This window comes from Rosistilla oblonga (assembly GCF_007751715.1).
Taxonomy (GTDB): Bacteria; Planctomycetota; Planctomycetia; order Pirellulales; family Pirellulaceae; genus Rosistilla; species Rosistilla oblonga.
This window is the reverse complement of the sequence record NZ_CP036292.1, coordinates 2267589-2294307: the sequence shown is the minus strand read 5'-3', so window position 1 is coordinate 2294307 and position 26719 is coordinate 2267589. Positions and strand designations below refer to the sequence as shown.

Below are 26719 nucleotides of genomic sequence, written 5' to 3'. Positions count from 1 at the left end.
CGGTGAGAACATACGGTTATCTAGTTGTTGAAGGCCCCCATGACATCGAATTTGCCTATCGATTGCTGGCACCATACGGCTTAGAACGTGTACGGCTCGAGGCAGAACTCGATCCATTCTTTCAACCGCTGGTACCGACGACGTTTCCGCACAATGGCGACTTGCAAGCGAGAGTCCCCGTTCCGCTATTCATGCAAAGCAACTCGCATGCAATCGCCCTCCACAGTGCATTGGGTGACACACGACTTGCCCAAACGATCGAAGAATCCGCATTCTCGATCGACTATAGTCAGCTTGCTGGCATTGGGATTATTTTGGACACCGACAAAGAAGTCGCCGTCACTACCCGCTACGCTGGCCTTAAGGAAGAGTTTGCTCGCAATTCCTTCAATCTGCCAGCAATACCGGGAACGATTTCGGCAGATGAACAGCGCGTCGGCGTCTTTGTGCTGCCAGACAATCAAAGCGAAGGCAACTTGGAAGATCTGTTGCTTCAATGTGCTGAATCTACATTTCCTAAGCTACTCGAAAGTGCTCGAAAACATGTCGACTTCGCCAGGGACGACACTTCCTTTGTCGACAAAAAACGAGAAGACTTGTCAAAGTCTGCAAAGTACAACAAAGCTGTCGTCGGTTCGATTGCAAATACATTGCGTCCAGGGCGAGCCGTGCAGGCGTCGATTCAAGACAACGTTTGGTTGCGTGGAAACAACCTAAGCCTGCCGCGAATCAAGGCCGTCCAGACATTTCTGGTCGATCTATTCGGTTTAGCGCTTCCTACCGCCCCAACTCAGTAGCCCCGTTGTAGGCCGGGGTGGATGTCGACGTCGAGGCTGTCGTATCCGTGGCGCTCGATCTGTTCCAGCGCCACCGCTCCCATCACCGCGTTGTCGGTGCATAGGTCCGGTGGGGCGATCACCAGCCCAAATCCGTCTCGATCAGCCGCTTCGGCCAAGGCGGCGCGAAGTCGCCCGTTGGCCGCGACGCCGCCGCCAACGCACAGCTTGGAAAAACCGGTTTGCCGAATCGCTTGGCGACTCTTGGCGACCAAACAGTCGACGACTGCCTGTTCAAAACTGGCGCACAGATCGGCCAATTGCTGCTCGGACAGGTCCAGCTGCGAAAAATCTTGCTTCCCCGGACCGACTAAACAGTAGCGAACGGCGGTCTTCAAACCGCTGAAACTGAAATTCAGATGATCCTCGCCAACCAGAGAGCGAGGGAAATCGTGCGCCTTCGGATTTCCAGCGGCCGCCGCGCGGGAGACCGACGGCCCGCCGGGGAAGGGCAATCCCAGCATCGCCCCGACTTTGTCGAACGCTTCACCAGCAGCGTCGTCGATTGTTCCCCCCAGATAGTCCAGTTCGGTCGCGCTATGGCAAGCGTACAGACTGGTGTGACCGCCGCTGACGATCAGTCCCACGCAGGGATAGATCTCGCCGGGATCGGACATTTGGCAGGCGTAGATATGGGCTTGCAGATGGTTCACCGCCACCAGCGGCTTGTTCCAAGCAACGGCCAGGGTCTTGGCGGCGGTCAGCCCCACCATCAACGACCCCGCCAAACCGGGGGTGTTTGCGACGGCGATCGCGTCGAGATCGGCCGGATCGATGTCGGCTTGTCGGATCGCTTCGTCGATCACCGGCAGGATGCGTTGGACGTGAGCGCGAGCGGCGACCTCGGGGACAACGCCTTGGAACCGGGCGTGCAATTCGGTCTGAGTGGCGACTGCGGCCCCCAAAACGTGGGGCCCCGAAGCGATCACCGCGGCGGCAGTCTCATCGCACGTTGATTCGATTGTCAATATAATCATTGCAGCTTAAGGCCCGAGCGACTTTCATTACGTGATCGGCGACTCAAAGACCGATGGAAACCAAGGTGCTTGAGAACCGTTGCCGCGGCGTGTGAAGGCCGCCACGGTGCAGCCCAACGATCGCAGCTCCTGCCGCGAACGATCCGCGAACAAGGCGATCGACCAGCTTACCCGACGCGCGATCTGGTTTACAGAAGACCAACCAAAAGACAACAAGACAAAGAGATTGAATGACCGTTGAACCCGAATTCCTGCAGGCACTCGCTCAAGAAAAGATCAGCCTGCCCGACGATCAACTCGAGGGATTGCAAGACTATGCCCGTTTGATGTGGGAATGGAACGAGAAGGTCAATCTGACGCGGCACACGACGTGGCAGCTGTTTGGGACGCGCGACATGCTCGACGTCACCCAACTGGCCAACATCATCCCCGACGACCACGAAGTCCTCGACCTCGGTTCGGGCGGTGGCGTCCCCGGGATTCCGCTGTCGATCGTCCGCCCCGACCTACAGGTCTCGCTGGCCGAATCGGTCGGCAAGAAAGCCCAAGTCCTCAACGATATCGTTTCCGAACTGAACCTGCCGATCACCGTTTACGCAGCCCGCGCCGAGGATCTGTTGCACGATCTGCGATTCGACACGATCGTCGTCCGCGCCGTCGGCTCGCTTCGCAAGCTGTGCACATGGTTGGAGCCGCATTGGGCTTCGATCGGCCAAGTGCTTGCGGTCAAAGGCCCCAAGTGGGTCGAAGAACGCAATGAAGCGCGTCATCACGGCGTGATGAAAGGCTTGCAATTGCGAAAGGTCGCCAGCTATCAAATGCCGGAGACCGAAAACGAAGGGGTGATCCTGCAGATTTGGAAGCACGGCGTCCCCGTGGTTCGCAAGTAATTTCCCACGCTCCAGCCCAGCGACGCCTGGGCTAAACGTTTACGACGAAGTCGTTTATACTTCGTCTGGCCAACGCCCAGATGATCGCGTCGGCCATCCATCGGTCCCCGTTTTTGCCCCGGGGCTCGATCCACTCGGGCGAACCAACGCCCTCAACTTCTGTTCCCGGTGCCGGACAAAAGCTAACAAAAATCCATGACTGATTATAACCTAACGCATCTAAAACAGCTCGAAGCCGAGAGTATCCACATCATCCGCGAAGTGGTCTCGGAGTTTCAGAACCCGGTGATGCTCTATTCGATCGGCAAAGATTCGGCGGTCATGGTGCAGTTGGCACTGAAGGCGTTTTATCCCGCCAAGCCGCCGTTCCCGCTGATGCATGTCGATACGACGTGGAAATTCCGCGAGATGATCGAATTCCGCGACACCTACGTTCGCGATGAACTGGGGCTGGAATTGATCGTCCATATCAATGAAGAGGGACGTGAGCTGGGGATCCACCCGTTGGATGACAGCGAAAAGCACACCGAAGTGATGAAGACCGACGGCCTCAAGCAGGCGTTGGACAAACACGGTTTCGACGCCGCGTTTGGTGGAGCTCGCCGCGACGAAGAGAAGAGCCGCGCGAAAGAGCGAGTCTTTTCGTTCCGCGATCGCCGGCATCGCTGGGATCCGAAAAACCAACGTCCCGAGTTGTGGAACCTCTACAACACCAAGGTCAATAAAGGGGAGAGCATCCGCGTCTTCCCGTTGAGCAATTGGACCGAGCTGGATGTTTGGCAATACATCCACCTGGAAAACATCCCGATCGTGCCGCTGTACAAATCGGCGGTCCGCCAAGTGGTCGAGCGCGATGGCGTGCTGATCATGTTGGACGACGAACGAGTCCAACTGCGTCCGGGCGAAAAGCCGATGGAGAAGATGGTCCGCTTCCGCACCTTGGGCTGTTACCCGTTGACCGGCGCTGTCGAATCCGAAGCGACGACGCTGCCCGAGATCATCCAAGAAATGTTGCTAACTCGCACCAGCGAACGCCAAGGCCGCCTGATCGATAAGGATGAGGGAGGTGCAGGCATGCAGAAGAAAAAGGAACGCGGATACTTCTAATAGTTTCGGCGGTCGCCACAGCTCAGGGCGTCCGCCGGAATTCGAACTCTGTATCCGTTGTTTAATCATTGAGACTTCATTCCGTCGTCCATCTCGCCATCGATCGATCCTGACGGCGCACCAAGCCCTTAAAAAACTGACATGTCGCATCAATCTGACCTCATTTCGACAGACATCAACGCCTACTTGAAGCAGCACGAGCAGAAGCAACTGCTCCGTTTCATCACCTGCGGTAGCGTCGACGATGGCAAAAGCACGCTGATCGGGCGGCTGTTGTTCGATTCGAAGATGCTCTACGAAGACGAATTGGCCAAGATGGAAGCCGATTCGAAAACCCAAGGTGCTGCCGGCGGTGAATTTGATCCGGCCCTGGCGACCGACGGTTTGAAAGAGGAGCGGGAGCAGGGGATCACGATCGACGTCGCCTACCGCTACTTCAGCACCGCGCGGCGGAAGTTCATCATCGCCGACACTCCCGGCCACGAACAATACACTCGCAACATGGCGACCGGTGCCAGTTCAGCCGACCTCGCGGTGATCCTGATCGACGCCCGCCACGGCGTGATGACACAGACAAAACGGCACAGCTTTATCGTTTCGCTGCTGGGCATCCGGCACGTTGTCGTCGCGATCAACAAGATGGATCTGGTCGACTTCAGCGAAGAGAAATACAACGAGATCTGCGCCGACTACAAATCGTTTGCCGTCCGCTTGGACCTGCCCGATCTGCACTTCATCCCGTTGTCGGCTCTGAATGGCGACAACGTCGTCGAACCGAGCCCCAACACGCCGTGGTACCGCGGCAGCACGCTGATGAATTTCCTGGAGTCGGTCTACATCGGATCGGACCGCAACCTGCAGGATTTCCGCTTCCCCGTGCAATGGGTCAATCGCCCCAACCTCGACTTCCGCGGCTTCTGCGGCACGATCGCATCGGGCATCATCCGCCAAGGGGATGAGGTCATGATCATGCCAAGTCGCAAGACGACAAAGGTCAAGGAGATCGTGACCCATGACGGCAACTTGGAAGAGGCGTTTGCATCGCAATCGGTCACGCTGACGTTGGCCGACGAAGTCGATTGCAGCCGCGGCGACATGATCGTCCGACCGGGCAATGTGCCGCAAACCGCCGACGCGATCGAAGCGATTCTGGTTTGGATGAGCGCCAGCCCGATGGTCCCCGGAAAGACATACGTCGTCAAACACGCGACGCAAACGGTCACCGGAGCGATCGAAACGCTGCGTTATCAAATCGATGTGAACACCGTCCACCGCACGCTATCGCCGCAGTTGAACCTAAATGAAATCGGCCGCTGCCGATTGTCGCTGAACGAATCGATCTGCTTCGACGCCTATCGCAACAACCGAGCGACCGGAGCGTTGATCCTGATCGATCGATTGACCAACGAAACCGTTGCCGCCGGCATGATCCTCGACCGCAGCTCCAGCGGTAAGAGCCAAGCGATCTGGGAAGAAGACCTCGCTGAATCGACGGGCGAAGAGGATAGCAGCGGCCAGTTGAGCCAAGTCAGCTCCGAGGAACGCGAAGCCCGTTACGGTCAAAAGCCGGCGACGGTCTTGCTGACCGGCCTGACATGCAGCGGCAAAACGACGATCGCTCGCGCCGTCGAACGTCGGCTGTTCGATTCGGGCCGTTCGGTCTCGGTCCTCGATGGCCAACAGGTTCGTCGCGGATTGAGCAAAGACCTCGGATACAGTTTTGAAGATCGCAGCGAAAACCTTCGCCGCGCCGCCTACTCGGCTCACCTTGTGAACGATTCGGGGCTGATCTGCATCGCATCGTTTGTCGCCCCCAACGCTTCGGTCCGCGATAAGGTGGCCAGCGTGATCGGCAAGGAACGCTTCTTGACGATCCACGTCGACGCACCGATCGACGTCTGTCGCTCGCGCGACACCACCGGGCAATACGCCGACGCCGATGCGGGCAAGCTGCAGGATTTCCCAGGCGTCAGCGCTCCTTATGAAGCTCCCGAAGCGGCCGATCTGACGCTGAACACCGATACGCAAAGCATCGATGCCTGCGTCGACGCGGTGATCGATCTGCTGAAACAACGCGGCTTCATCCGCTAACACCTCCGGCGGTTTCAGAACATCCAATGCAAGGCCTCGATCATCGAGGCCCGGATGCTGGCTGTCACGATTTCAGCCTCTCTTTAAATGCTGGCATCTGCTGCCGGCTGCTGCCACGCGATGGTTGAATCCGCGGCCGATCGATCGGCGGCGCAGTAGACGAGCCAAGATTCCCGAAAAGTCCTACATAAACAGGCCGCTAGCAGGCTGGATGTGTATTGACCCCTGGGTTCGAAATATCGGATGATCCCGTCGCTTCCAGGAAACTTGAGCAATTCGCTCGATTTTCTTCGGAATAGTTGGGAGTCATCCGTTGTTCGCTCGCGTTGTTATTCTGATCGCCTTATGCTGCGTCCCCGCTGCGTCGCTTGTCGTTGGACAAGAGACAGCCGGTCCGTCGTGGCGTTTTCGCTTTCCCGAATCCAACGGTGCCGAGACGTCGAGCCAATCGCAAACCGATCGCGTCGATGTCGCTTCGCTCCCACCGAAGCCCGCATACAAAAAGCCGTCGCGGATCCAAGTCCCTTCGCTGGCCGATTCTCAGATCGTGATCCCCAGTGAAGCGTCGAGTCCATCGGACAATCGAGATTTGGCGGACCGAAATTTCGAAGACGAACTGCAAGAGAACGAAGCGGCGGAGCGGATTGCCGATGCGCGATTGGCGGCCAATGGCGACCAGGATCCGTATGCCATCCTGCCGACGGCGTTTCGAAATCAGATCACCAACTTTGGCGGAACGTTTAGCACCTGGTTACCCTTCCGCCGCACCGGCCGCTTTTGGGTCAACCCCGACTATTTATATTGGTCCGCCGAAGGGATGCGCACTCCCGCCCTGGTCACCTCCAGCCCCTCGGGGACGCCGCGAGACCAAGCCGCCTTTTTGGGAGGCCCCGACACAACCGTGCTGTTTGGCCAGCAAGACCTTAACGGTGGTTGGCAGAGTGGTTATCGAATCACGGCCGGATTTGCCTTGGATCCCAACTTGCGATGGCAGCTCGAAGGTGACTACTTAAAGATCTTCGACCGCAACGAATCGTTTTCTGCCGCTTCGGACGATCAAGTCGCCCCGACGAATATCCTCGGTCGGCCGTTCTTCGATCTGATCAACGGACGCGAAACCGCTCAATTGATCTCCTACGAAGACGTCGTCTCGGGGCGGATCAGCGTCAATGCGGAATCGAAGCTCAGCTCGTTTGGTCTCTACGGCCGCGGAGCGACTTGCCCGACGCCTGGCCCCTGCGATGTGATTGCGATCAACAGTCCGCTGAGCATGCAGATCGGCCGCTTCGACGTCCTGTTTGGATATCGATACGCCAACCTGCGAGATAGCCTGGTGTTTGCTGAAGACCTGCGCAGTCTGGACGTTGCCAATCCGGGATCGTTCCAAATTCGAGAGAGCTTCCAAACGAAAAACGAATTCAACGGCATCGAGCTGGGCATGGCTTATCACGGTCGCTGGAATCGGTTTACAACCGAACTGGTCGCCAAAGTCGCGGCGGGTAACAACAAGCAGACCGTCCAGATCGATGGCTACAGCGACATCGTCGAAGCCGGTTTCCTGGAACGCTTCCCCGGCGGCGTGCTGGCGCAGCGGACAAACATCGGCGAATACAAGCGGAACGAACTGGCGGTCTTGCCTCAGTTGACCTTCAACCTCGGTGCTCGGGTGACGCGTTACGTCACGCTTCGCGCCGGATATTCGCTGTTCTATCTCAGCAACGTTGTCCGAGCCGGAGACCAGATCGATACCGATCTGAACCCCAACCTGTTCCCGCCCGAACAAATGCCGCTGGTCGACTCGGTCCTGCGTCCCGAATTCGAATTCCGCGAGACCGATTTCTGGGCTCACGGTGCCAATTTTGGTGCCGACATCCGGTTCTAGAATGTCTTCGCTTCGCGAAGATTGCAGCGTGGAGTCGCACGCACGTCACCCCGGACTTGCGTCCGGGGCGATCACATGCCATGGCTTCGCCATTGAGATCGCTTGCCGCGGCTGGGCTGATGGAATCGTTTGGCACTGATCGGTGTGCTGTTTCGCGGATTAATCGCGATCGGCGAAGAAGAGCATCGGATAGGGGTGCGAGCGATCATCGGCCTCGGCGATCGCGGGCTGGTCTTCATTCCGAGCCGTGGGTAAAACCTGCGCTTCGATCCAACGGCGATCCTTATTAAGGATCTGGTTCCGCAACACGCGAGCGAATCCGGGACTGATTCCCGTCTCGCGCGTCCCAAAGATCTCGTCGCCGATCTCGCGGACCAGCGGTTCCAGCCGCGCGTTGGCCAATTGCATCGCCTGCTGCGCTTCGGCGGTCTGCCAGTTTTTCAGCCAGACCTGCCGCAGTTCCTGGTTGTCGATGATCGCATCGCGAACGATCGAACCGGCCAACGCTTGCAATTGATCGTCGCTGGCGACCTCCTGCAAAACCTGAGTGAACTCGTCGCGAACCGCTTCGTTTTTCACGACGTCTCGCAAAATTGCTTTGACAGCTCCGACGATCTGGTCGACGTGCGATTCGAAGACCGGGATCGCTTCGTTCTCCATAAAACGCTCCCATTCCTGCTGGCTGAGATCGCGCTGCGGCAGCGGCGATTTGTCGTACATGATCCGCCAGCCGAAGCGGAACAAGGACGCCCGATCCCAAATCTCTTGACCGATCTCGGCGGCGACCGGTTCACCGTGGGTGCGGACGATCGGCAGCACCTCAGACCGCACCAGCGGTACGACGCGTTGGTTGATCAATTCGGCTTCGAAACGCTCGCCGATCGCATCGAATTCAGCTTGATGCGCCGTAACCGCTCGAACCAACGCCTGCTGGATCACCGGGACGCTTTCGCGGAGCGTCTGTTCGATGATCGGTTTAAAGGCTGCGGTCAGCTCGGGACCGTGCAACCGCTGAGCTGCGGCGATCTTATTAAGGATCACCGTTCGTCGCTCGGCTGGCAACAAGATCTCGACAGCTTCGGCTAGCGTGCCGCGATTGCGACAGTAGGTGAAACCGTAATGCGATGCCGGCTGCGAGCCGTACCAAAGGATTTCAGCCGACGGCTGCGCGCCCGATTCGTCGTCGGAGATCGCATGTCCGACTTGAGTCCACTGGCCGCTAGCATCCTGAGCAAAGATCGCGTCGCCGCGGCGGAGCGGTCCATCGGGCAGTTCGATTCGAAACCGATCGCGCGACCGCATGAAGTGAGTCGCCAATTCGGTCACTCGCGACGCCTCGGCGCGATGAGTCCGGGCAGCGATCGCGATCGCCACCAGACATCCGCTCCAAAACAGAACGCCTAGGATCGTCGTCGATTTCCAGCGGGATGTGATTCGGGAAAGGGGAGGGGACATGGGCGATTCGTAGACTTTGCAACAAAGAACAGGTACTTCGCAGCGGGGAACGCGCGATTGGAAAGTGCTTTAAATAATTCCACGTGTCAAATAATTCCACGTGTCAAATGTTTCCACGTGTCAAATGTTTCCACGTGTCAAATGTTTTCACGTGTTAGTCCCAGCATGACGGCCAAGCGAGCGAGCGCCAATCAGTGCCGCCGATCTGCGGATGCTAGCGTCGATTGCCGGCGAGGGGAGAGTAGCGGGCGGTCGGCGGCGGATTGCTAGCTGTCGAAAAACCGAGCGTTTTTGTTGGCGTTAATCGAATCGAAAAGAAATTCTGGAATCGCCGGGTGAAATGTCAAAGTTTGCCGGTTGCGTTGACGATAACGATTACAGCAACACGAGTACGCCCAGCTTTGGGGTCGGGGTGTTGAGGGGGGTTTCCAGGGATCGTTGCGTTATCCAGTTAGTGGAGCTGGGGCGCGACCCATCAGAGGAAACCGAGACGGATGAATCGCACACAATATCAATACGCAGTCTACCTGCAGATCGCGCTGCTTGTCGTAGCAACGGGTTGTCGTACACCTACGCAACCGTTCTACCTACACGAGGACGGCGATCTATCGCACTATTTGGACACCGCAACCGCGATCGAGTATCCGGATGTCGAGCTACCCAAGTTGGAGGATGTCTTGCAAGCCAAGGCGCCGCTGACGGTCGACAATCACGAATACGAGTTCTGGGATGTGACGTTGGAAGAGTGCGTATCGATCGCGCTGAACAACAGCAAGATCCTTCGCACCGTTTCGGGAACGGCCCAACAACGTCAGAACACAGCGGCTCAGATTCTGAGCGGTTCGCCTGACGGATTGGGTTCGACCTACGACCCCGCGATTCAATCATCGACCACTCAGTCGTTGCCATTGACCATCGACAGCGATGGCAACCGCACGCTGCCACGTGGTGCGATCCGAGCTTCGCAGGTTGGTGGTGTCGAAGACGCGTTGGCTGAATTCGACGCTCAGATGAGCAGCTTCTTGAGCTACGATACAACCGATCGCCCGCGAAACGTCGGAGCCAACAACGGTTTCAGCGCACAGCAATTCCGTGCTTGGGACAGCACCCAACAGTTGGCGTTGTCCAAACGACTCGCCACCGGTGGTGTTGCCACACTTCGCGAGCAGATCATCTACTCACGTAACAACATCCCGGCGAACCTGACTTCCAACGCTGGACGTCTGGTTCCCAGCGACTACACCGTCGTCCTGGAAGCTGAAGTACAACATCCTTTGATGCGAAACCGCGGCACGATGGTCAATCGCGTCCCCGTGGTTCTGGCTAGCTTGAACGAAGACAGCTCGCTAACCGAGTTCGAAGCATTGGTTCGCAACTTGGTCGCCGACGTCGAGAACGCTTACTGGGAACTGTATTGTGCTTACCGCAACGTCGAAACAACCCAGATCGCTCGCGACAGTGCTCAAGCGACAGCTCGATTCGCACAACTGAACTTGGAAAGTGGTTCGGGAACGGCTCAAGACGTCGCTCAAGCCGAAGAACAGTTCTTCGCCTTCAGTGCTCAATTGACAACCGCTCTGGCGGGAACCAACGTTCCCGGCAACGATCCCTTTGGCGTCTACGGCCGCGAACGCGAACTCCGCAACCTGATGGGCATCGCTTCGACCGATGGACGACTTGCACGTCCGATCGACGAACCGTCGCTGGCTGCTGTCAAATTCGACTGGCACGAACTAACCACCGAAGCTTTGTATCGCAGCCCCGAACTGCGTGCTCAAAAGATCCGCATCAAACAACGTGAACTCGAATGCTTGGTCGCCAAGAACCAGATGCTGCCCGACTTGAACCTTTCGTTCTCGGCTCGCTGGGTCGGCGTTGGCGACACACTGGGACCATCGGACCGCGATGGCGGAAACCTTCCCGGCAACAATTTTCCAAACTCCGCTCTGGCCGACCTGACCGGCGGGGACCATACCGAAGTTGGTGCACGATTGGAATTCACACCACCCGCGGTTGGATCGCGACGCGAGAAGGCTCGGGTTCGCAATGCTCAACTGCAACTGCGACGCGAGGAAGCGTTCTTGCAAGAGAAGGAATTGGCGATGGTGCATCAATTGAGCGATGCGGTCGGCAAGTTGCAGGTGCACTACGACCTGATCCACAACAGTTTCCAACGCTGGGCCGCTGCGGAGCGAGAAGTCCGCGCTCGATTGGCTGAATACGAAGGTGGCCGATCGCCGGTCAACGTGGTCCTACAAAGTCAACAACGTCGTGCCTTGGCACAGATCGAATACTACCGATCGCTTTGCGAATACAACAAATCGATCGCCTACGTCCATTACCTCAAGGGAACCCTGCTCGATTACAACAACATCACCCTCAGCGAAGGACCATGGGTCGACAAGGCTTACTGGGATGCGTTGGAACGAGCTCGCGAACGCGACGCCAGCTACTACATGAACTACGGCTACACACGTCCAGGCGTTGTCCGCCAAGGTCCTGTTAAGACAAACGTCAACAACGTGATGATCGACAACGAGACCGTGATGGGTGACGAAGTCGGCGAGATCTACTACGAGGATGCGATGCCGATGGAAGTCGTGCCAGGAGATGTTGAGTTCAACAGCATCAACCCGCCGCTGAGCAACAACTCGGCGGTCAGCCCGGGCCCGACGACATCGGCGATGGATTCGAAGAAACGATCGGTGATCGCACCGGCCAGCTACCAAGCGGTCGGTGAGAATGCCAGCTCCTCGAATCCCTATCGAGGATAGTCGCACCAGTCGCCTGGATCGCGGAACCGATCGCACGCTGAATCGAAGATTCGCGTCCGATCAGCAAACCCGCAGGCGACACAACAATTTCCATGGGGGTGGAGACCACAGGTCTTGATCTGTGGAGCCCGGCGCAATCGCGCCGGGCTTTTTTTCGTTTATGCCCCGATCAAACCGTTTCGCTTGCGGCCGCGTCACCCTTTGCTGGCGAGCCCGGCGACTTCGCTCCGAAAAACATATGCACGATGTTTCGCGGTGGCGGCGGCGACGAAAGGCAACCGATCAGACTGCCGATCCCCGATCCCAACACACCGACGATCATCGGGTCAAACGAAAGCGGTTCGTAGGCACGCAAACTGCCGTACATCAGATACCCGATCCCGTACATCGACAGGAACGTGAAGAACCCGGTCAGCATCCCGCAGACGGCGCCGATCGAGTTGTAACGGGTCCAATAGACGCCCAAAAAGACGGGGACCAAAAACGACGACGAAAGGCCGCCGGAGGTGAAGACGACAAGGTCCTGCAGGAATTTGGGAGGGCTGATCGCAACCAACATCACGATCGTGCCAACCGAAAACGTGCAGCCGTAGCTGAGCATCTTGACCGTCCGATCCGAAACGTCGCCCTTGACCATCGGTTGGTAGATATCGCGGACCAGCGACGAAGAGATCATCAACATGAAGCTGTCGACCGTCGACATCGCCGCGGCAAACGGCGCTGCGATCAGCAGGCCCGCCAGCCAAGGAACGTCCGCGGCGGTCGCGGCGGTCAACGAAAGAGCCGCCATGATCCGGTCGGGATCTTGATCCAAGCCGGGGACCAAAACGCGGCCGCAGACAAAGATCACCACCAACGGGAAATAGATCGCACCGAAATAGAAGGTCAGGAAGATCATCGATCGCTTCAGCGTTCGCACCCGATCGAAACTCATCTGCCGAATCATATTGCTCGGTTGCCCCGATCCGCCGATCGACCAGAACAGGAAAAACGAAAAGGCGAGCGACAGCGGCAGGAAACCGACTTCCGAACGGGCGCTTGGTCCCGGGGCGGTCGTGTAGACGCCTTCCTTTCCAGCTCCATAGGCATAGGGATGAAATTCGTCGAGTTCGACGGTCAGCCCAGGTGGCAATGCGGGAGCCGCTCCCGATAGCAGATCGCGGCGGATCCGCTGCTTCTCCTCTTCCCCCATGATCTCGACCGTCTTGATCGGGGCAGAGCGTCCGGTTTCGGGATCGATGTAAGCCGCCGCGTTGGTGCGGAACAAGCGATCCGGGCCGACTTCGAACCACGTATCCATCGCGACTCGCGTCGGTTGATCGATCGACCCATCGGTCGAAAATTCGACCATTCCCAAGTTGGGCGGCTGCATCTTAGCCAACGTTTGTGTCGCTTTCGTCAGTCCGCCGACTTGCGAAAGGACCAGGACCAACAGGCCTAGGACGCCGAACAGCATCACGATCCCTTGCAGCACATCGGTCCAGACGACAGCGCGGAAACCGCCCAACGATGTGTAGACGATCACCATCGACGAAAAGACGAACAATCCCAACAGGTAGCCCGGATCATCGGCTTGCAAAATCGGGATGTCGGCCGTCAGTTGCTGCATGTACCCGGCAGCGGTTTGCCAGAAGACGAAATCGTGCAGCAACGACTGCAGAATCACGCCGGCCATCTTAAACTGCGGCACCAGATAGATGCTCATCAGCACCACGATCATCCCAGTCGCCAGACCGCGGACGGCGTGGCCGGGGAAACGCAAACCGATCATTTCGGGCATCGTGATCGAACCGGTTTCCTTGGAGATCCGGTTCAGTCGTTTCCCCAACAGCCCCAGCGAGACCAACGGGACCGCCATGTAGCCGGCGATCCACAGCCCCAGCACCCAACCGTGGTTGTAGACCTTGGCCGGAAAGCCGCCGAAGGAACCGGCCGAAGCGCTGGTGGCGGCGAAGGTTAGCGTGAACGCGATCCAACCGAGATTGCGGCTGCCGAGAAAATACTCTTGCAGGAACGATCGCTTTTGCAACACGACCTGGCTGGCAACCGCCAACAGGACCACGGCGACCGAATAGAGAATGAAGGTGACCAGAGCGGCGATCGGCGTGCCAGCTTCGGTCACCGCCAGGAGATTAAAAGAGTCGAGGTTCACGATACGTCCTCCTTGCTAGCCGCTTCGGCTTGTGCTTGGGCTTCGGCTTGAGCTTGTGCTTCCTGTTCCAGCAGATCGTCATCGTCCTCGCGGAGGATAAACAGAGCGAAGAAGAGCGTCGCCAGCGAGGTGACGCACCAGGGAACCGCGATCCCCCAGAACACCCACGATGGCATCCCTAAGATGACATCCATCGCATCGGGAGCGCTCGAATAACCTTTTAAGCCGCCGTAGATCAGCGTCCAAGCCAATGCCAAAGTCCCGATCGCGCCGACAAATTTCAACTCTCGCAACGAGTTCAAATACGAAGTGTCGTATTCGATCGGGGTATCGGGGCTATCTGCAGATCGCTCACTAGAATTCACGTTCACCTCAATTGCAGTCGAAGGAAGGGTGAGCGTGTCGCGAGGCTGGGGGGAAGGACAGGCGACGACGCAAAGGTGGGCAGATCGAATCGATCGTCCCGGCACCTTGAGCTCGCGGAGAGAAAAGCGACGGCCCCTAAAACGGAACGTCCCTTTGGTCAGAAAGAGCGTGCGTTGCGTCAGACGAGATTCGATCCAATGGTGGGTTGGCTACACGCAACGGCGATGTTTCCATCGCGTTGCTAGCAACCAGACACCATTCAACCGCTCGGCTACCGCTTTGGCAATCCTATAATTGCCAAGTTGGCCAAATGAGCCGCTCTTTTTGGGAGAAGGTGGCTTTCCTAAAAAGCCTATTCTTGCAGTGCAAGCTCGACCGTGGGGATGCTTTCCGCATCCTGGACGACGGCGATGACCGATGCATCCCCGCTATCGACAGCCAGTTGCGGATCCATTGGCATGGCAGCCATCGAAGACGGGACGGGAGATTCGTATCGCCCATCCTCTGCCTCGACATACGGTAACTCCACCCCCATTCTGGCGTAGACCTCTTCGTAGACCTCTCGATGAGCGTCGTAGTTGAACTTCGAGGTCCGAGCCATCAGCGTTCCGAGCGGGGTGACGCGATAGGCGACATACAAATCGTGGGATTTGAAAAACAGACCGCCACGCCAGCTGTAGACCTCGACGAAATCGGACATGTCTTTAAAGGTTCGCGTTGGTGTTTTGCCCAACATCTCCGCAACCATCTCGGGTGTCACCATGTCCGATGGGTCGGCGTTGACCTGCATATTGAAGGCGACCAGATCCTCATACGCCTGTTCAACGTTAGGGCGAGCGACTTTGTAATCGTAAGCCAACGCAATGATCATCAACCCCAAGATGCCAAACAGCAGATAGCTTCGCGTCCGCGAAGGCTTCGCTGTGGTGGTAGTTGCTGCCGATTCGAGTGCCATCTCTCTCCCCTTTTGTTTACAAAGAACACCATTAAGCCGTGATTATGGGGCTTTAGTTCACGTCGATGCAATCGAATAATGGGAGTAAATGCGAAAAAAGACGCACAAACAAACTACACCAACACCCCCACGCGGGTGACATCAATGCGGCAGTACCGCTCGACCGCGGCGTTAAATTCGTTACAGAACGAACCGCCAGCGACAACACCGAGCCGAAGTTTGCGTAATACCTAACCGCTCTCTTTAAATTCGAAACTATGGTTCCCAATAAGGGAGAGACTCTTTTCCCGATGGCATCCAAGATCCATTCGTTCACCGATTCACTGGAATCGCACCGTGTACAGAAGCAATAGAAAGTCACAACGCACCGGAGCCGCTGTCGTCGAGATGGCGATCTGTCTACCGGTTTTGATCGCCCTGACCGTGGCGACGATCGACGTTTGCTCGGTGATGTTTTTAAAAGAATCGCTGTCGATCGCGGCTTACGAAGGGGCTCGTGTCGGAGTCGCTCGCGGCGGCACCAACGCTCAAGCGACAGCGCGAGTGAAGGAGATCTTGGACGAACGGGGAATTACCTACAACGACGGCAACGTCGTGCAGATCCAACGCACCGACAGTCCAACCAACGGCGGCTTCAATTCCGCCGAGACGCTGGAACATTGCCGAATCCTGGTCCAAGTTCCCGCCAGCGGAAACGTCCTCTCGCCGGCAAAGCTGTTTACCAGCGGGAATATCCAGTCGTTCGTCTGGATGCGGAAAGAGTACGAGAACATCGACTGATGCGGATTCGAGCGAATCGTTCGATCCCACCGCAATTTTGAACAGGCCCACCATTTAATGAACCGATCACAAATCGCCAACACGACCGATCGTCCTCGACGACGCCGCGGCAAACGCCGTGGGCAGGATCGTCGCGGCGCGGCAGTTGTCGAATTTGCAGTCGTCGCCAACACGCTGTTTCTGGTGATCTTCACCTGTGTCGAGTTCTCGCGACTGAACCTGATTCGCAACACCGCGCAGAACAGCGCTTATTATGGTGCTCGAGCCGCGATGGTTTCGGGAGCGACGGCGCAAGATGCCATCGATACGGCAGAGAATCTGCTCGATGCGATTGGAGCCAAAGGCGTGACCGTGACGGTCAACGATGGCGCACCACTTACTTCGACGACAGAGAAGATCGTCGTGAAGGTCGAAGTCAAATACAACAAGAACGCGTTTTTCGCGCCGCTGTTTATCCCCGACCACAAGTGCGTGGCGACGTCGAACGTCAAAGCCGAACGTTACGACTTCTTCTTCGACGGCGGCTGATTCGGCCGCAGTGCAAATCGCCGTGCGAACAACCGGATCTCAACCTACACTCGCCGGACCGATAGCGTCCCAAGCGAGCGCGATGTTTGAAATCCCAGCCGCACGATCGGCTTTCGCAGCTTAATTGCCTTTGAGCTTTTCTTCGGCTCGAGCGGCTCGCAACGCCGCAGCTTCGCGTGGCAGCTTGAACTCAGGTCCCGCTGGGAAATACTGAACATCGTCGTCCAGATAGTAGGGACTTGGCAGCGTTTGCCCGGCAACACTAACTTGGCAGCCAGTCGAACCGACCAAGATCGTGGCCGCCAGCGACAGGCAACCAACCAGTTCGAGCAAGTGGGATGTGTTCTTTCGAGGCATCGTTGAATCTCTAGGAAATTTTGCCGGCAGTCACCAATGCGGATCCCGCCCAAGTCTTGGCTCGTACAAATTACGCGTTAGAATCGTTATCGGCTGGACAACCCGCACAACTTGACCATTTCCCTATCCTTTCTGCACCGCGGTTTGATATCGCCGGGGCTTTGTTCGCTGCGGAAAGTCGGCTAGGCTTCGCCTTTTCCGAGCGTCCGACAAACGCCGGGCAATCCCGCGACGCCCCCTTGGTGCGTATTCGGATTGCCCCAGGCCGGCTCCTTTCAAACAGCCGCCGCCGCGTCGGGCAATGGAATCCGCCCATCACCGACTGAATCTTCCTATTAAAGAAGTCCAACACGATGCCACGAATTAAAGCCTTCCGCGCGTTGCGTCCCCAAGCCGACAACGCAGCTAAAGTCGCCTCGGTCCCCTACGACGTGTGCGACCGCGACGAAGCGGTTGAATTGGCCGCTGGAAATCCCGATTCGTTCCTGCACATCGTTCGTCCCGACATCGATCTGCCGGCCGATACGAATCCCTACGACGACGCGATCTACGCCAAAGCGTCCGACAACCTGCAGCGTTTTCTCCGCGATAACGTCCTGCAACAAGACGACGGCGACGCGATCTTCCTGTACCGCCAGGTCATGAATGGCAACAGCCAAGTCGGCGTCGTCTGCTGCTGCCACGTCGAAGATTACGAAAATAACCTGATCTTAAAGCACGAAAAAACACGCAAAGCGAAAGAGGACGACCGCACGCGCCACGTCCTCACCTTGGGTGCTCACACCGGCCCCGTCTTCTTGACCTACCGCGACGACAGCAAGACCAACGCGATGGTCGAAACCGCGATCACCGAAGCGCCGCTGTATGACTTCACCGCGGCCGATGGAGTCCAACACACGGTCTGGAAGATCGACAACGCGGGGGATTACGTTTCCGCATTGTCCGCCGTTCCTAAGTTCTATGTCGCCGACGGACATCACCGCGCCGCTAGTGCTTGGCGAGCCGGAGCCGAACGCCGCGACAACAACCCCAACCACACCGGCGACGAAGAATACAATTGGTTCCTGACGGTTCTGTTCCCCGCCAGCCAATTGAACATCTTGTCCTACAACCGCGTCCTCAAAGACCTCAACGGCCAATCGGTCGAACAGATCCGCGAGAAACTGGGTCAGTTGGGCACGTTTGAACCGATCACCGATCCCGTGCCGCCAACCGCTGGTTCGTTCTGCTTCTACCTGGGCGGATCGTGGTACCGTTTGACCCTGCCGGCCGATTCGATCGATCACAACCATCCGATCGACTCGCTCGACGTGGCGCTGCTGGAAAAACGCGTCCTGCAACCGATCTTCGGAATCGAAGACGTCCGCACCGATCCGCGAATCGATTTCGTCGGCGGCATCCGCGGCACCAAGGCGCTGGAAACGCGAGTCGATTCGGGCGCCTGGGCCTGTGCGATTTCGATGTTCCCGACGTCGATCGAGCAGTTGATGGGCGTTTCGGACGCCGATGAGATCATGCCGCCCAAGAGCACTTGGTTCGAACCAAAGCTGCGCAGCGGTCTGCTGGTTCACTTGTTGGACTGATCCGCCGCGGCCTGTTTGGCCATCGTTTCCATCAGCTGCCGCGCCTTGGCAGCTGCTTCGTCGGCCAGCTCGCCGGGCTGTTTCCCCAGCTCGGCGACGCTCAACCACCACGCGAGCGCTTCCTCCCCGCGACCGCTCGCTTGCAATCGATCGGCGATAGCGGCCATCGGCCCCGCCTGCACCGCGATCGGCAATTGGTCGACCTTTCGCTCCCAAGTCGCAAGCGACGCAGCGATCTCCGGCCCGGCGGCGGTTCGCCAGCGGATCGCATCGGCCAGTCGCGCCAACAGCGGATCAGTCTGATCATTGCTGGCCCGCGACAAGACAGCATCGGCTCGCTGCCGATTTGTTCCCGTCAGTAGCCAACTGGCCGCGATCACGCGAACCGCAGGGTCGGCGTGCTGCAGCCCCGCCACAGCCGCTTGATCGCGGGCAGCGTTGATCGGCGGGCGAGTCCACGCGATCGGCAGCAGACTGTAAAAGCAAGCTGGCGGCGCCGCGGCGTGGAACCCCGCCGCGATCGCCAATGCCGCCGAATGCTTATCGACAGCCGCGGCGGCATTCATCAGGTAACCGTAAGCGATCAATTGCCGCCATCGCGGCTTGGCTCGTTTGACATATTCGCCCATCGGTTTCAAACAGGCTGCGAACCGCCGGTTGTTGAAGTCTTCGAAGGCTTGTTGGACCTCAGCTCCCTCTCCCGACCAATCGACCTGAATCCAAACGATCCGGTCGTCGTCCAGCTCCCGCCGGGCGAGCCCTTCGACCGACGAGGCATCGGCGACGACGATCTGCAACTTCCCCTGTTGGAACGACTCGATCGTGCCGCTCAATTTTCGCAGCGGTTGGGGCAACCAACCGGTCTGGCCGACCGAACTGGCCGCTGGGGGAAGGTACCAAACCGCATCGGCTGCGACCGCCCAACTGCCGCTGGAAAGCAGCCCGATAGCGACGACAAACTGCAGAAAACAGCGGAAACGTGCGGAGCGTGGAGCAGCCAAAAAGATCTCCCTTTTGGGGGCTGATGACCGAGCGATCGAGGATGAGAACAGGCAGGACGTCAAATATAACCAAACCAGGGGCCAATTTTCATGCATTCGCCCACCGCCGACGCGATTTGGGATTGATTGATCGACATCGGCAGCGGATTCTAAAAGGTTGTATCGTTTTTTCTTGCGTCTCCCCTCGTTAGCTATCACTCATGTCGATGCCCAAAGTCGCGATTGTCGGACGTCCCAACGTCGGCAAGAGCAGTATTTTCAATTGGCTAGCCGGCCGCCGTATCGCCATCGTCGACGATTACGAAGGGGTGACCCGGGATCGCATGACAACGCTGATCGAACACGAAGGGAACTTCTTCGAATTGATCGATACCGGCGGGATGGGAGTCGTCGATTCGGACGACCTGACGGCCGATGTCGAAGCCCAGATCGAAGTCGCGATCGCCACAGCCGACGTGATTCTGTTTGTCGTCGATATCCGCACCGGCCTGATGCCGCTGGACTCTCTGGTCGCCGAGCGTCTGCGCAGCATCGACCGCCCGATCGTCCTGTTGGCCAACAAAGCCGACCACGAGAACCTCGACATCTCAGCCGAAGAGTTCCACAAGCTGGGGCGAGGGCATTTGATTTGTGTCAGCGCCGAACAGAAGCGGCACCGCGACGAACTGATGCAATTGATCGTCGATCGCTTGCCGCCAAGCAGCGATCGCGCCGTCGACGCGCACATGAAATTTGCGATCGTCGGCCGCCGCAACGTCGGCAAAAGCACGTTCGTCAATTCGCTGGCTCAAGCCAAACGGATGATCGTCAGCGAAGTTGCCGGAACGACCCGCGACAGCGTCGACGTCAACTTCGAACTCGACGGCCATCAATTCACCGCGATCGATACTCCCGGTCTGCGTCGTCGACGCAGCGTCCGGACCGACCTCGATTATTACGGTATGCACCGGGCTCAACGCAGCATCCGCCGAGCCGATGTTTCGTTGATGTTCTTCGACGCCAGCGAAAAGATCAGCAAGGTCGACAAGCAATTGGTCGGCTACATCGCCGACGAATACAAACCGTGCGTGTTTGTCGTCAACAAGTGGGACCTCTACCACGACGAGATGCCAACCGAACGCTGGGTTAAATACCTGCGGTCGCAATTCCCCACGATGCAATACGCCCCGATCGCGTTTATCACCGGGCAGACCGGCAAGAACATCAAGGCCCTGCTGAACCATTCGCAAATGCTGTTCAAACAGGCTCGCGAGCGGACCAGCACCGGAAGGCTGAACCGAATCGTGCAAGCGGCGATCGAGCACCAAGAACCGCCGATGTTCCAAAACCGGCGACCGAAGATCTATTACGCGACTCAGGTCTCGACCGAACCGCCAACGATCGTGCTGATGTGCAACGATCCCAAGGGCTTTGCTCCCGACTACCGCCGCTTTCTGCTGAGCGTATTGCGAGACAACCTGCCGTTTTCGGAAGTCCCGATCAAGATGTACCTGCAGAAACGCGAACAGCGCGACCCGACCGCCCCGCCTGAAGTCGACCAAGAAAACGAACGCGTCTCCTAGCGTTTTCTCCGAAGTCCGCGACGGAACAAGGCGAGGCAGTCCTATATATAGACTGCCCCAATCCGCACCAGTCGCAAAGCGACGACATGCAAAAGCCTGGGACGCGAGTCCCAGGACTCTTCGCGCCCGCAACCTCGCTAGTCGCAAAGCGACGACACGAGAGACGCTTCATCGGGACAGGCTTCTCGCATGCGCGAACGCATCCGACTTAATCAGCTCTCCGCCGGGCGCGTCAGGTTGGACCAGTGGCCCGACGGATCGGTTCCGCGGACTTGGACTCCCTTTTGGTTCCAGTCGAGAGCTGCATGGACGTCGGCGCTGCAGTAGCGGAGCGTCAGGGCGCAGCGGCGGCGATCCGAATCGTTCGCCTTGGAACCGTGCAGAAGCAGATCGCTGTGGATCGATGCGCTGCCAGCGGGCAGCGGATTGTAGACGACCGAACCGTATTGCTCCGGGTTGTCGATCGTCTGGTTCAGCACGTTGTGCTCCGCCGAATCGCTGGGGCGATAGGTCAGGTGGCCGACATGATGCGAACCGGCGATAAAACGCATGCAAGCGTTCTCTTCATCCGCGTCGTCGATCGCCAACCAAACGGTGACAGCTTTCGATGGAGACAGCGGCCAGTAGCTGGCGTCTTGATGCCAGGCGACCGATTTACCGTCGTGGGGCATCTTGCAGAAGAAGTGCGATCCCCAACCGATCACGTTTTCGCCCAACAGATCGCTGACACAGTCGACGATCCGCGGATCCTTCAGGATGTCGTAAACGGGACCGTATTTCAGATGCGCCGAACTGATCGAATAACTGTTGCCACCCGCCGCGGTGACACGAGCCAACAGATCGTCGAAGTAGCTGCGAATGCCGGAGATCTCCGCGTCGCCGAAGATCGGCAGCGGCGCGACGTAGCCATCGCGATTGAATCGATCGATCTGATCGCCGGTTAAAACCGTCGGGGCGTCGTTGTTGACGCTGTAGAAACGCAAGTCGCGTGGTACCGAAGCGAGTTCGTCGTCGGTCGGTACGATACTGAAGTTCTTCACGTCGGGAGGCCCTTCAACAGAAAAAGGATCGAGCGGTCGTCTAGTCCATCATCGTACCGCGTTCGATCCGCTGCGTGTCAATCGGACAAACGGCAACCCAGCAAAGCATCCATGCCCCTGAGGTCAGCCGATGTCTAAATCAATCTCTTCGCAGTCGCCCAGTCCACCATGACGCAGCTTCCTTGCCGCGTAGCACGCCAAGCGTGCCGACCATGGTGACCTGCCGGACAATCCTTGTCCGGTGGGCAAATTCTGTTATCGGGTAAAAACCCCTTCGTCTTCCTTATTAAGCAACCAATCGCAGGTCGCCCGTCTGACGCTCTTTCACGCCATCGACAAACTCTTCAAAAATCCGGATATCCAACGCCGATGCCGCTTCGCACTCGGGATGGAATTGGGTGCCGACGGCGAACCAGTCCATCATCTCGCTCTCGATCGCTTCGATCACGCCATCGGGGCAGCGAGCGGTGACGCGGAAACCGGGAGCAACTTCGTCGATCGCCATGTGATGGCGACTGGCAACGCGGATCTCGCCGTCGCCATAAACGCGACCGACCAACGAATCCGATTCGACAACCAGACTGTGGCGGTGCAATGGGTCTTGGTGATCGCGGTGCGGAACCGCGTTCGGTAGGTCTTCTGCGATGTCATAAAACAAGTTGCCGCCTTGAACAATGTTCAACAACTGCATCCCCGCTCCGATTCCCAGCACAGGCATGCGGCGTTCGGTGATCTCGTTGACGACGATTCGGTCGAATGTCTCGCGGTTCGAATGCATCAGTTTCATGCTGTGGTGCAACATATAACCGTCGTTGCGTGGGTCCAAATCTTGACCACCGATCAAGACAAATCCATCCAGGCGATCCATCGCGGCATGAATGGCATCGACGTCGTCGCTAGGTGGCAGGATTACCGGAATGCCGCCCGCAGCTTGAATGTTTTCGTAGTAACCAGCCGCCAAGTAGACGTAGGCAGGGGTGCGTTGTTGTGCAGGGCGAAAGTCGGTGTTGATGCCGATAAGTGGTCGAGTAGACGTCATCTGAAAATCCTCTCCAGAGTGAACGTTAATGAATTTCTTCGCGTCTTCCAAAACGTTTTTCGTAATTGCTTGCAGCTTGCTCTTGCAGCGACGGTGATGATTTAAATAGTCTGGGTCTTCAGCAGCATTTGCCGCTAGCGTCGATCGATCGGCGTCGGGAAGCGTGGTTCGGCGTCATCCGAATTCTTTCGCTACCCTCTTTCCAATCGATCGCTGGATCATCACATCAACGGTTGTTGGTCCAACCGTGTCGCCGCGTTTGCGGCTGGTGTCTCAATCGCGAATCGAAAGTTCCATCTCTGGATAGAGCGAAGGGTCTTGCGACGTGTCACGGGCGACACGTCATCTGACGGGAGGAACTGTATCGGGCATTTTCGCTATGGCAAGCAGTTTCTACATTTGACGCCCGCCCCGATTTGCTGCTACTACCCGTTGTGCTAGCAAACCCGTTGCTAGCATTGTTTGCCTGGTCCGCAGAGCCGTTCGGGCGTTTTGTCGCCCCCTCGCTCCTGGGCGTTTCGCAGCTTTACCAACGCCTGCCATATGCGGTATCTTAGATTCCTTCACGGACGGATCTGTCGCCGTGCGCTTCGTTTGAGCGTCGGGATTACAGTTCTAATTCAGCGTGAGACCAGCTTTTTCCGGGACCGATCCAGTTCGCCCCGGGCCTGATTCCGCCGCAACCCCCCCGCTCTACGAGGCTTCCATTGCAATTTGAAAACGTCTGCATCGAATCGCTGGGAGTCCATTTGCCCGAAGAAGTTTGGACTAGCGACGAGATCGAACGCCGCTTGGAACCGCTCTACAGCCGGCTGCGTCTGCCCGAAGGCCGCCTGGAATTGATGAGTTCGATCTCCCAACGCCGCGTTTGGCCCGCCGGCACACTGCCCAGCGGTCCGAGTATCGAGAGCTGCAAGTCGGCGATCTCCGCCGCCGGAATCGATCCAGCCCGCGTCGGATGCCTGATCCACGCCAGCGTCTGCCGCGACTTTCTCGAACCCGCCACGGCGTCGCGCGTCCATCACGGCGCTGGCCTTTCCCCAAACTGCTGGGTCTATGACGTCTCCAACGCCTGCCTCGGTCTGCTCAACGGGATCGTGCAAATCGCGACGCTGATCGAACAGGGTGCGATCGAAGCCGGTATCGTCGTCGGGACCGAGAACAGCCGTCCGCTGTTGGAAGCGACGATCAACAACCTGAACACCGATGAATCGATCACGCGCAAGACGGTCAAACCGGCTTTCGCTTCGCTGACGATCGGTTCGGGCAGCTGTGCCGTGCTGCTGACCCACCGCCGGATCAGCCAATCGGGCTCGCGGCTGGAACACGCGGTTTCGCACGCCGCCACCGATGGACATAACCTCTGCCGCAGCGACACCGATTCGGCCGGCGCGAACATGGCGCCGCTGATGGATACCGATTCCGAACGCCTGTTGGCCGCGGGAGTTGCCGCCGGAGCCGCCGGGTTCGAGAAACTGCTTGCCGATGCCAAATGGGATCGCGCCGACATCGATCGTACGATCTGCCATCAAGTGGGCGGACGCCATCGCGCGCTGATGTTGGAAACCCTGAGTCTGCCACCGGAAAACGACACCGCCGTCTTCCCATGGTTGGGCAACACCGGTTCGGTTGCGTTGCCGCTGGCGCTGGCCGCAGCGGGCCAATACCAACATGTTCAACCCGACCAACGAATCGGTCTGCTCGGCATCGGTTCGGGAATCAACTGTGTCATGCTGGGGTGCAAGTGGCAGGAGACGCGGGTCGCTGGCAATCTGCCAGCGGTTGAACCCGTGATGGGGCAAGAATCGTTGACTGCTGTCGAAGCTTGATTTCCCACCGCCAGCGAACGCCCGCGTCGCTGGTTCTCCCTACCGACTTGCTGTAGATGGTGATCCCCACGCCCGCCGACCTGCACCCCGCCACGCCCGACTTCACGTCGGCGGGGGATTGCCCGTTGGTCGCACCACTGCCGCCGCAAACCGACCTCCGCGAGGTCTTCCTGCGGCTGTGCCATCTGCCCCATTGCCTCTGGTTGGACAGCGCCAAACCGATGCCCGATCTGGGCCGGTATTCGTTCCTCACCGCCGATCCGATCGAAATCGTATCGGCCACCGATGACGACGCCGATCCGCTGGCCAAGCTGCAAAAATTCATCCCCCTGCTCAGCCAAGCTGCCGCGCCGGGGCTGCCTCCCTTCCAAGGAGGCCTCGCCGGCGTCCTCGGCTACGAACTGGGCCGATCGCTCGAACCGATCCCCGCACCGCGGTTCAACGACCTGCCGACACCGCCACTCTGCCTGGGCCTGTACGATTGGACGATCGCCGTCGATCACCAACAGAACCGCGGCTGGATCATCAGCCAAGGCTGGCCCGAAACCGATCCCGATCGGCGACGCGTCGCCGCGGCACGACGGATGCAACAGATCCAATGGTGGCTGGGATGCACGCCGACGGCGATGCCTCGACCGCCCCGATCCGCTCCGCGGGCGCACGACGCGCTCGCGCCGCAGTTCCGCACGCCGATCGACGCTTCGTTGACCAGCAACTTCGCCCCCGGTGAATTTCGCACCGCAGTCGGCGATGTGATCGATTACATCCGCCGCGGCGATGCCTTTCAAGTCAACCTCGCCCAGCGGCTGTTGTACCCCGATCAACACGGAGCGGTTGCCGCTTACCTGCGGATGCGATCGCGAAACGCCGCTCCATTTGCCGGCTATTTTGACGGCGGTGATTGGCAAGTTGTCAGCGCTTCGCCGGAGCGGTTTCTGCAAATCGACGACCGCTTCGTCGAGACTCGACCGATCAAGGGAACCTGCCCGCGGACCGGCGACGCCGCAGTCGATCAACAACTGGGGGCGCAACTGCTATCCAGTCTCAAGGACCGCGCCGAAAACGTGATGATCGTCGATCTGATGCGAAACGATCTGTCGCGAGTCTGCAACGACGATTCGATCGACGTCGCGGGGCTCTGCGAACTGGAACAATATGAATGCGTCCAGCACCTGGTCTCGCGCGTCCACGGCACGCTGCAAGACGATGTCGGCGTGGTCGATCTGTTGCGAGCCAGCTTTCCCGGCGGATCGATCACCGGAGCCCCGAAGGTCCGCGCGATGCAGATCATCGCCGAACTGGAACCGACAGCCCGCGGGCCCTATTGCGGATCGCTCGGCTACCTTTCGACCGGCGGCCGCGGCGACTTGAACATCTTGATCCGCACCGTCACTTGCCGCGACGGCTGGCTGCAGATGCCCGTCGGTGGCGGGATCACATCGCGCAGCAAACCGGTTCAAGAGGAACAGGAGACGTGGGACAAGGCCGAGGGCATGTTGCGAGCGGTCCTTTAAT

The 26719-nt window shown here is 58.3% G+C and carries 21 protein-coding genes; 12 read left to right on the top strand and 9 right to left on the bottom strand.

Annotated features, from left to right (window positions below; translation table 11 throughout):
- The first annotated feature begins 2 nt into the window (after positions 1 to 2).
- Positions 3 to 797: a DUF3226 domain-containing protein gene (locus CA51_RS08145; RefSeq protein WP_145119475.1), complete on the top strand. Its 795-nt coding sequence runs from the start codon at positions 3 to 5 to the stop codon at positions 795 to 797.
- On the opposite strand, the gene tsaD is transcribed toward CA51_RS08145, so the two are convergent.
- Positions 791 to 1813 (bottom strand): tRNA (adenosine(37)-N6)-threonylcarbamoyltransferase complex transferase subunit TsaD, encoded by a 1023-nt coding sequence (gene tsaD, locus CA51_RS08140; RefSeq protein ID WP_145119473.1) that lies wholly within the window; start codon positions 1811 to 1813, stop codon positions 791 to 793. The genes CA51_RS08145 and tsaD overlap by 7 nt on opposite strands.
- A 230-nt stretch (positions 1814 to 2043) precedes the next feature.
- On the opposite strand from tsaD, the gene rsmG reads away from it, so the two are divergent.
- The 4 genes from rsmG (at position 2044) to CA51_RS08120 (ending at position 7783) form a co-directional block, all read left to right on the top strand.
- Entirely contained in the window at positions 2044 to 2703 is a 660-nt protein-coding gene (gene rsmG, locus CA51_RS08135) for a 16S rRNA (guanine(527)-N(7))-methyltransferase RsmG (RefSeq protein ID WP_145093424.1), read from the top strand.
- A gap of 195 nt (positions 2704 to 2898) precedes the next feature.
- Positions 2899 to 3810 (top strand): sulfate adenylyltransferase subunit CysD, encoded by a 912-nt coding sequence (cysD, locus tag CA51_RS08130; RefSeq protein WP_145119471.1) that lies wholly within the window; start codon positions 2899 to 2901, stop codon positions 3808 to 3810.
- A gap of 141 nt (positions 3811 to 3951) precedes the next feature.
- The gene (cysN, locus tag CA51_RS08125; RefSeq protein ID WP_145119469.1) at positions 3952 to 5901 is read left to right on the top strand and encodes a sulfate adenylyltransferase subunit CysN; all 1950 of its coding nucleotides are present in this window, start codon (positions 3952 to 3954) and stop codon (positions 5899 to 5901) included.
- 313 nt (positions 5902 to 6214) lie between these two features.
- Positions 6215 to 7783 (top strand): BBP7 family outer membrane beta-barrel protein, encoded by a 1569-nt coding sequence (locus CA51_RS08120; RefSeq protein ID WP_145119467.1) that lies wholly within the window; start codon positions 6215 to 6217, stop codon positions 7781 to 7783.
- A gap of 159 nt (positions 7784 to 7942) precedes the next feature.
- On the opposite strand, the gene CA51_RS08115 is transcribed toward CA51_RS08120, so the two are convergent.
- Positions 7943 to 9238 (bottom strand): hypothetical protein, encoded by a 1296-nt coding sequence (locus CA51_RS08115; protein ID WP_145119465.1) that lies wholly within the window; start codon positions 9236 to 9238, stop codon positions 7943 to 7945.
- A 494-nt stretch (positions 9239 to 9732) separates the two neighbouring features.
- Here CA51_RS08115 and CA51_RS08110 point away from each other — a divergent pair, with 494 nt between their 5' ends.
- A complete protein-coding gene (locus CA51_RS08110; RefSeq protein ID WP_145119463.1) occupies positions 9733 to 12012 on the top strand; it encodes a TolC family protein in 2280 nt (759 codons plus the stop codon).
- 169 nt (positions 12013 to 12181) lie between these two features.
- Here the strand turns inward: CA51_RS08110 and CA51_RS08105 are convergent, their stop codons facing one another.
- The 3 genes from CA51_RS08105 to CA51_RS08095 all read right to left on the bottom strand — a co-directional run bounded on the left by CA51_RS08105 (position 12182) and on the right by CA51_RS08095 (position 15485).
- A complete protein-coding gene (locus CA51_RS08105; protein WP_145119461.1) occupies positions 12182 to 14164 on the bottom strand; it encodes a sodium:solute symporter family transporter in 1983 nt (660 codons plus the stop codon).
- On the bottom strand, positions 14161 to 14529 hold the full coding sequence (locus CA51_RS08100; RefSeq protein ID WP_145119459.1) for a hypothetical protein: 369 nt from the start codon (positions 14527 to 14529) through the stop codon (positions 14161 to 14163). Before CA51_RS08100 ends, CA51_RS08105 begins: the two co-directional genes overlap by 4 nt.
- A 353-nt stretch (positions 14530 to 14882) precedes the next feature.
- On the bottom strand, positions 14883 to 15485 hold the full coding sequence (locus CA51_RS08095) for a hypothetical protein (RefSeq protein WP_145119457.1): 603 nt from the start codon (positions 15483 to 15485) through the stop codon (positions 14883 to 14885).
- A gap of 336 nt (positions 15486 to 15821) precedes the next feature.
- Here CA51_RS08095 and CA51_RS08090 point away from each other — a divergent pair, with 336 nt between their 5' ends.
- Both CA51_RS08090 and CA51_RS08085 read left to right on the top strand, forming a co-directional pair.
- Positions 15822 to 16265, top strand: a complete 444-nt coding sequence (locus CA51_RS08090) for a TadE family protein (protein WP_145119455.1) — start codon at positions 15822 to 15824, stop codon at positions 16263 to 16265.
- Between the two features lie 57 nt (positions 16266 to 16322).
- Entirely contained in the window at positions 16323 to 16793 is a 471-nt protein-coding gene (locus CA51_RS08085; RefSeq protein ID WP_145119453.1) for a TadE/TadG family type IV pilus assembly protein, read from the top strand.
- 120 nt (positions 16794 to 16913) lie between these two features.
- On the opposite strand, the gene CA51_RS08080 is transcribed toward CA51_RS08085, so the two are convergent.
- Entirely contained in the window at positions 16914 to 17150 is a 237-nt protein-coding gene (locus CA51_RS08080) for a hypothetical protein (protein ID WP_145119451.1), read from the bottom strand.
- Between the two features lie 353 nt (positions 17151 to 17503).
- On the opposite strand from CA51_RS08080, the gene CA51_RS08075 reads away from it, so the two are divergent.
- Complete coding sequence (locus tag CA51_RS08075; RefSeq protein ID WP_145119449.1) at positions 17504 to 18733, top strand: DUF1015 domain-containing protein; 1230 nt, start codon at positions 17504 to 17506, stop codon at positions 18731 to 18733.
- Here the strand turns inward: CA51_RS08075 and CA51_RS08070 are convergent.
- Positions 18718 to 19734, bottom strand: a complete 1017-nt coding sequence (locus CA51_RS08070) for a hypothetical protein (protein ID WP_145119447.1) — start codon at positions 19732 to 19734, stop codon at positions 18718 to 18720. The genes CA51_RS08075 and CA51_RS08070 overlap by 16 nt on opposite strands.
- Before the next feature lie 200 nt (positions 19735 to 19934).
- Here CA51_RS08070 and der point away from each other — a divergent pair, with 200 nt between their 5' ends.
- Positions 19935 to 21296 (top strand): ribosome biogenesis GTPase Der, encoded by a 1362-nt coding sequence (der, locus tag CA51_RS08065; protein WP_145119445.1) that lies wholly within the window; start codon positions 19935 to 19937, stop codon positions 21294 to 21296.
- A 212-nt stretch (positions 21297 to 21508) separates the two neighbouring features.
- Here der and CA51_RS08060 read toward each other — a convergent pair whose 3' ends face one another.
- Positions 21509 to 22336, bottom strand: a complete 828-nt coding sequence (locus CA51_RS08060) for a phytanoyl-CoA dioxygenase family protein (RefSeq protein ID WP_145119443.1) — start codon at positions 22334 to 22336, stop codon at positions 21509 to 21511.
- 286 nt (positions 22337 to 22622) lie between these two features.
- Positions 22623 to 23375: a gamma-glutamyl-gamma-aminobutyrate hydrolase family protein gene (locus tag CA51_RS08055; RefSeq protein ID WP_145119441.1), complete on the bottom strand. Its 753-nt coding sequence runs from the start codon at positions 23373 to 23375 to the stop codon at positions 22623 to 22625.
- A 707-nt stretch (positions 23376 to 24082) separates the two neighbouring features.
- Here CA51_RS08055 and CA51_RS08050 point away from each other — a divergent pair.
- Both CA51_RS08050 and CA51_RS08045 read left to right on the top strand, forming a co-directional pair.
- Entirely contained in the window at positions 24083 to 25204 is a 1122-nt protein-coding gene (locus tag CA51_RS08050; protein WP_145119439.1) for a 3-oxoacyl-ACP synthase III, read from the top strand.
- 56 nt (positions 25205 to 25260) lie between these two features.
- The gene (locus tag CA51_RS08045) at positions 25261 to 26718 is read left to right on the top strand and encodes an anthranilate synthase component I family protein (RefSeq protein WP_145119437.1); all 1458 of its coding nucleotides are present in this window, start codon (positions 25261 to 25263) and stop codon (positions 26716 to 26718) included.
- The last annotated feature ends 1 nt before the right edge of the window (position 26719 follow it).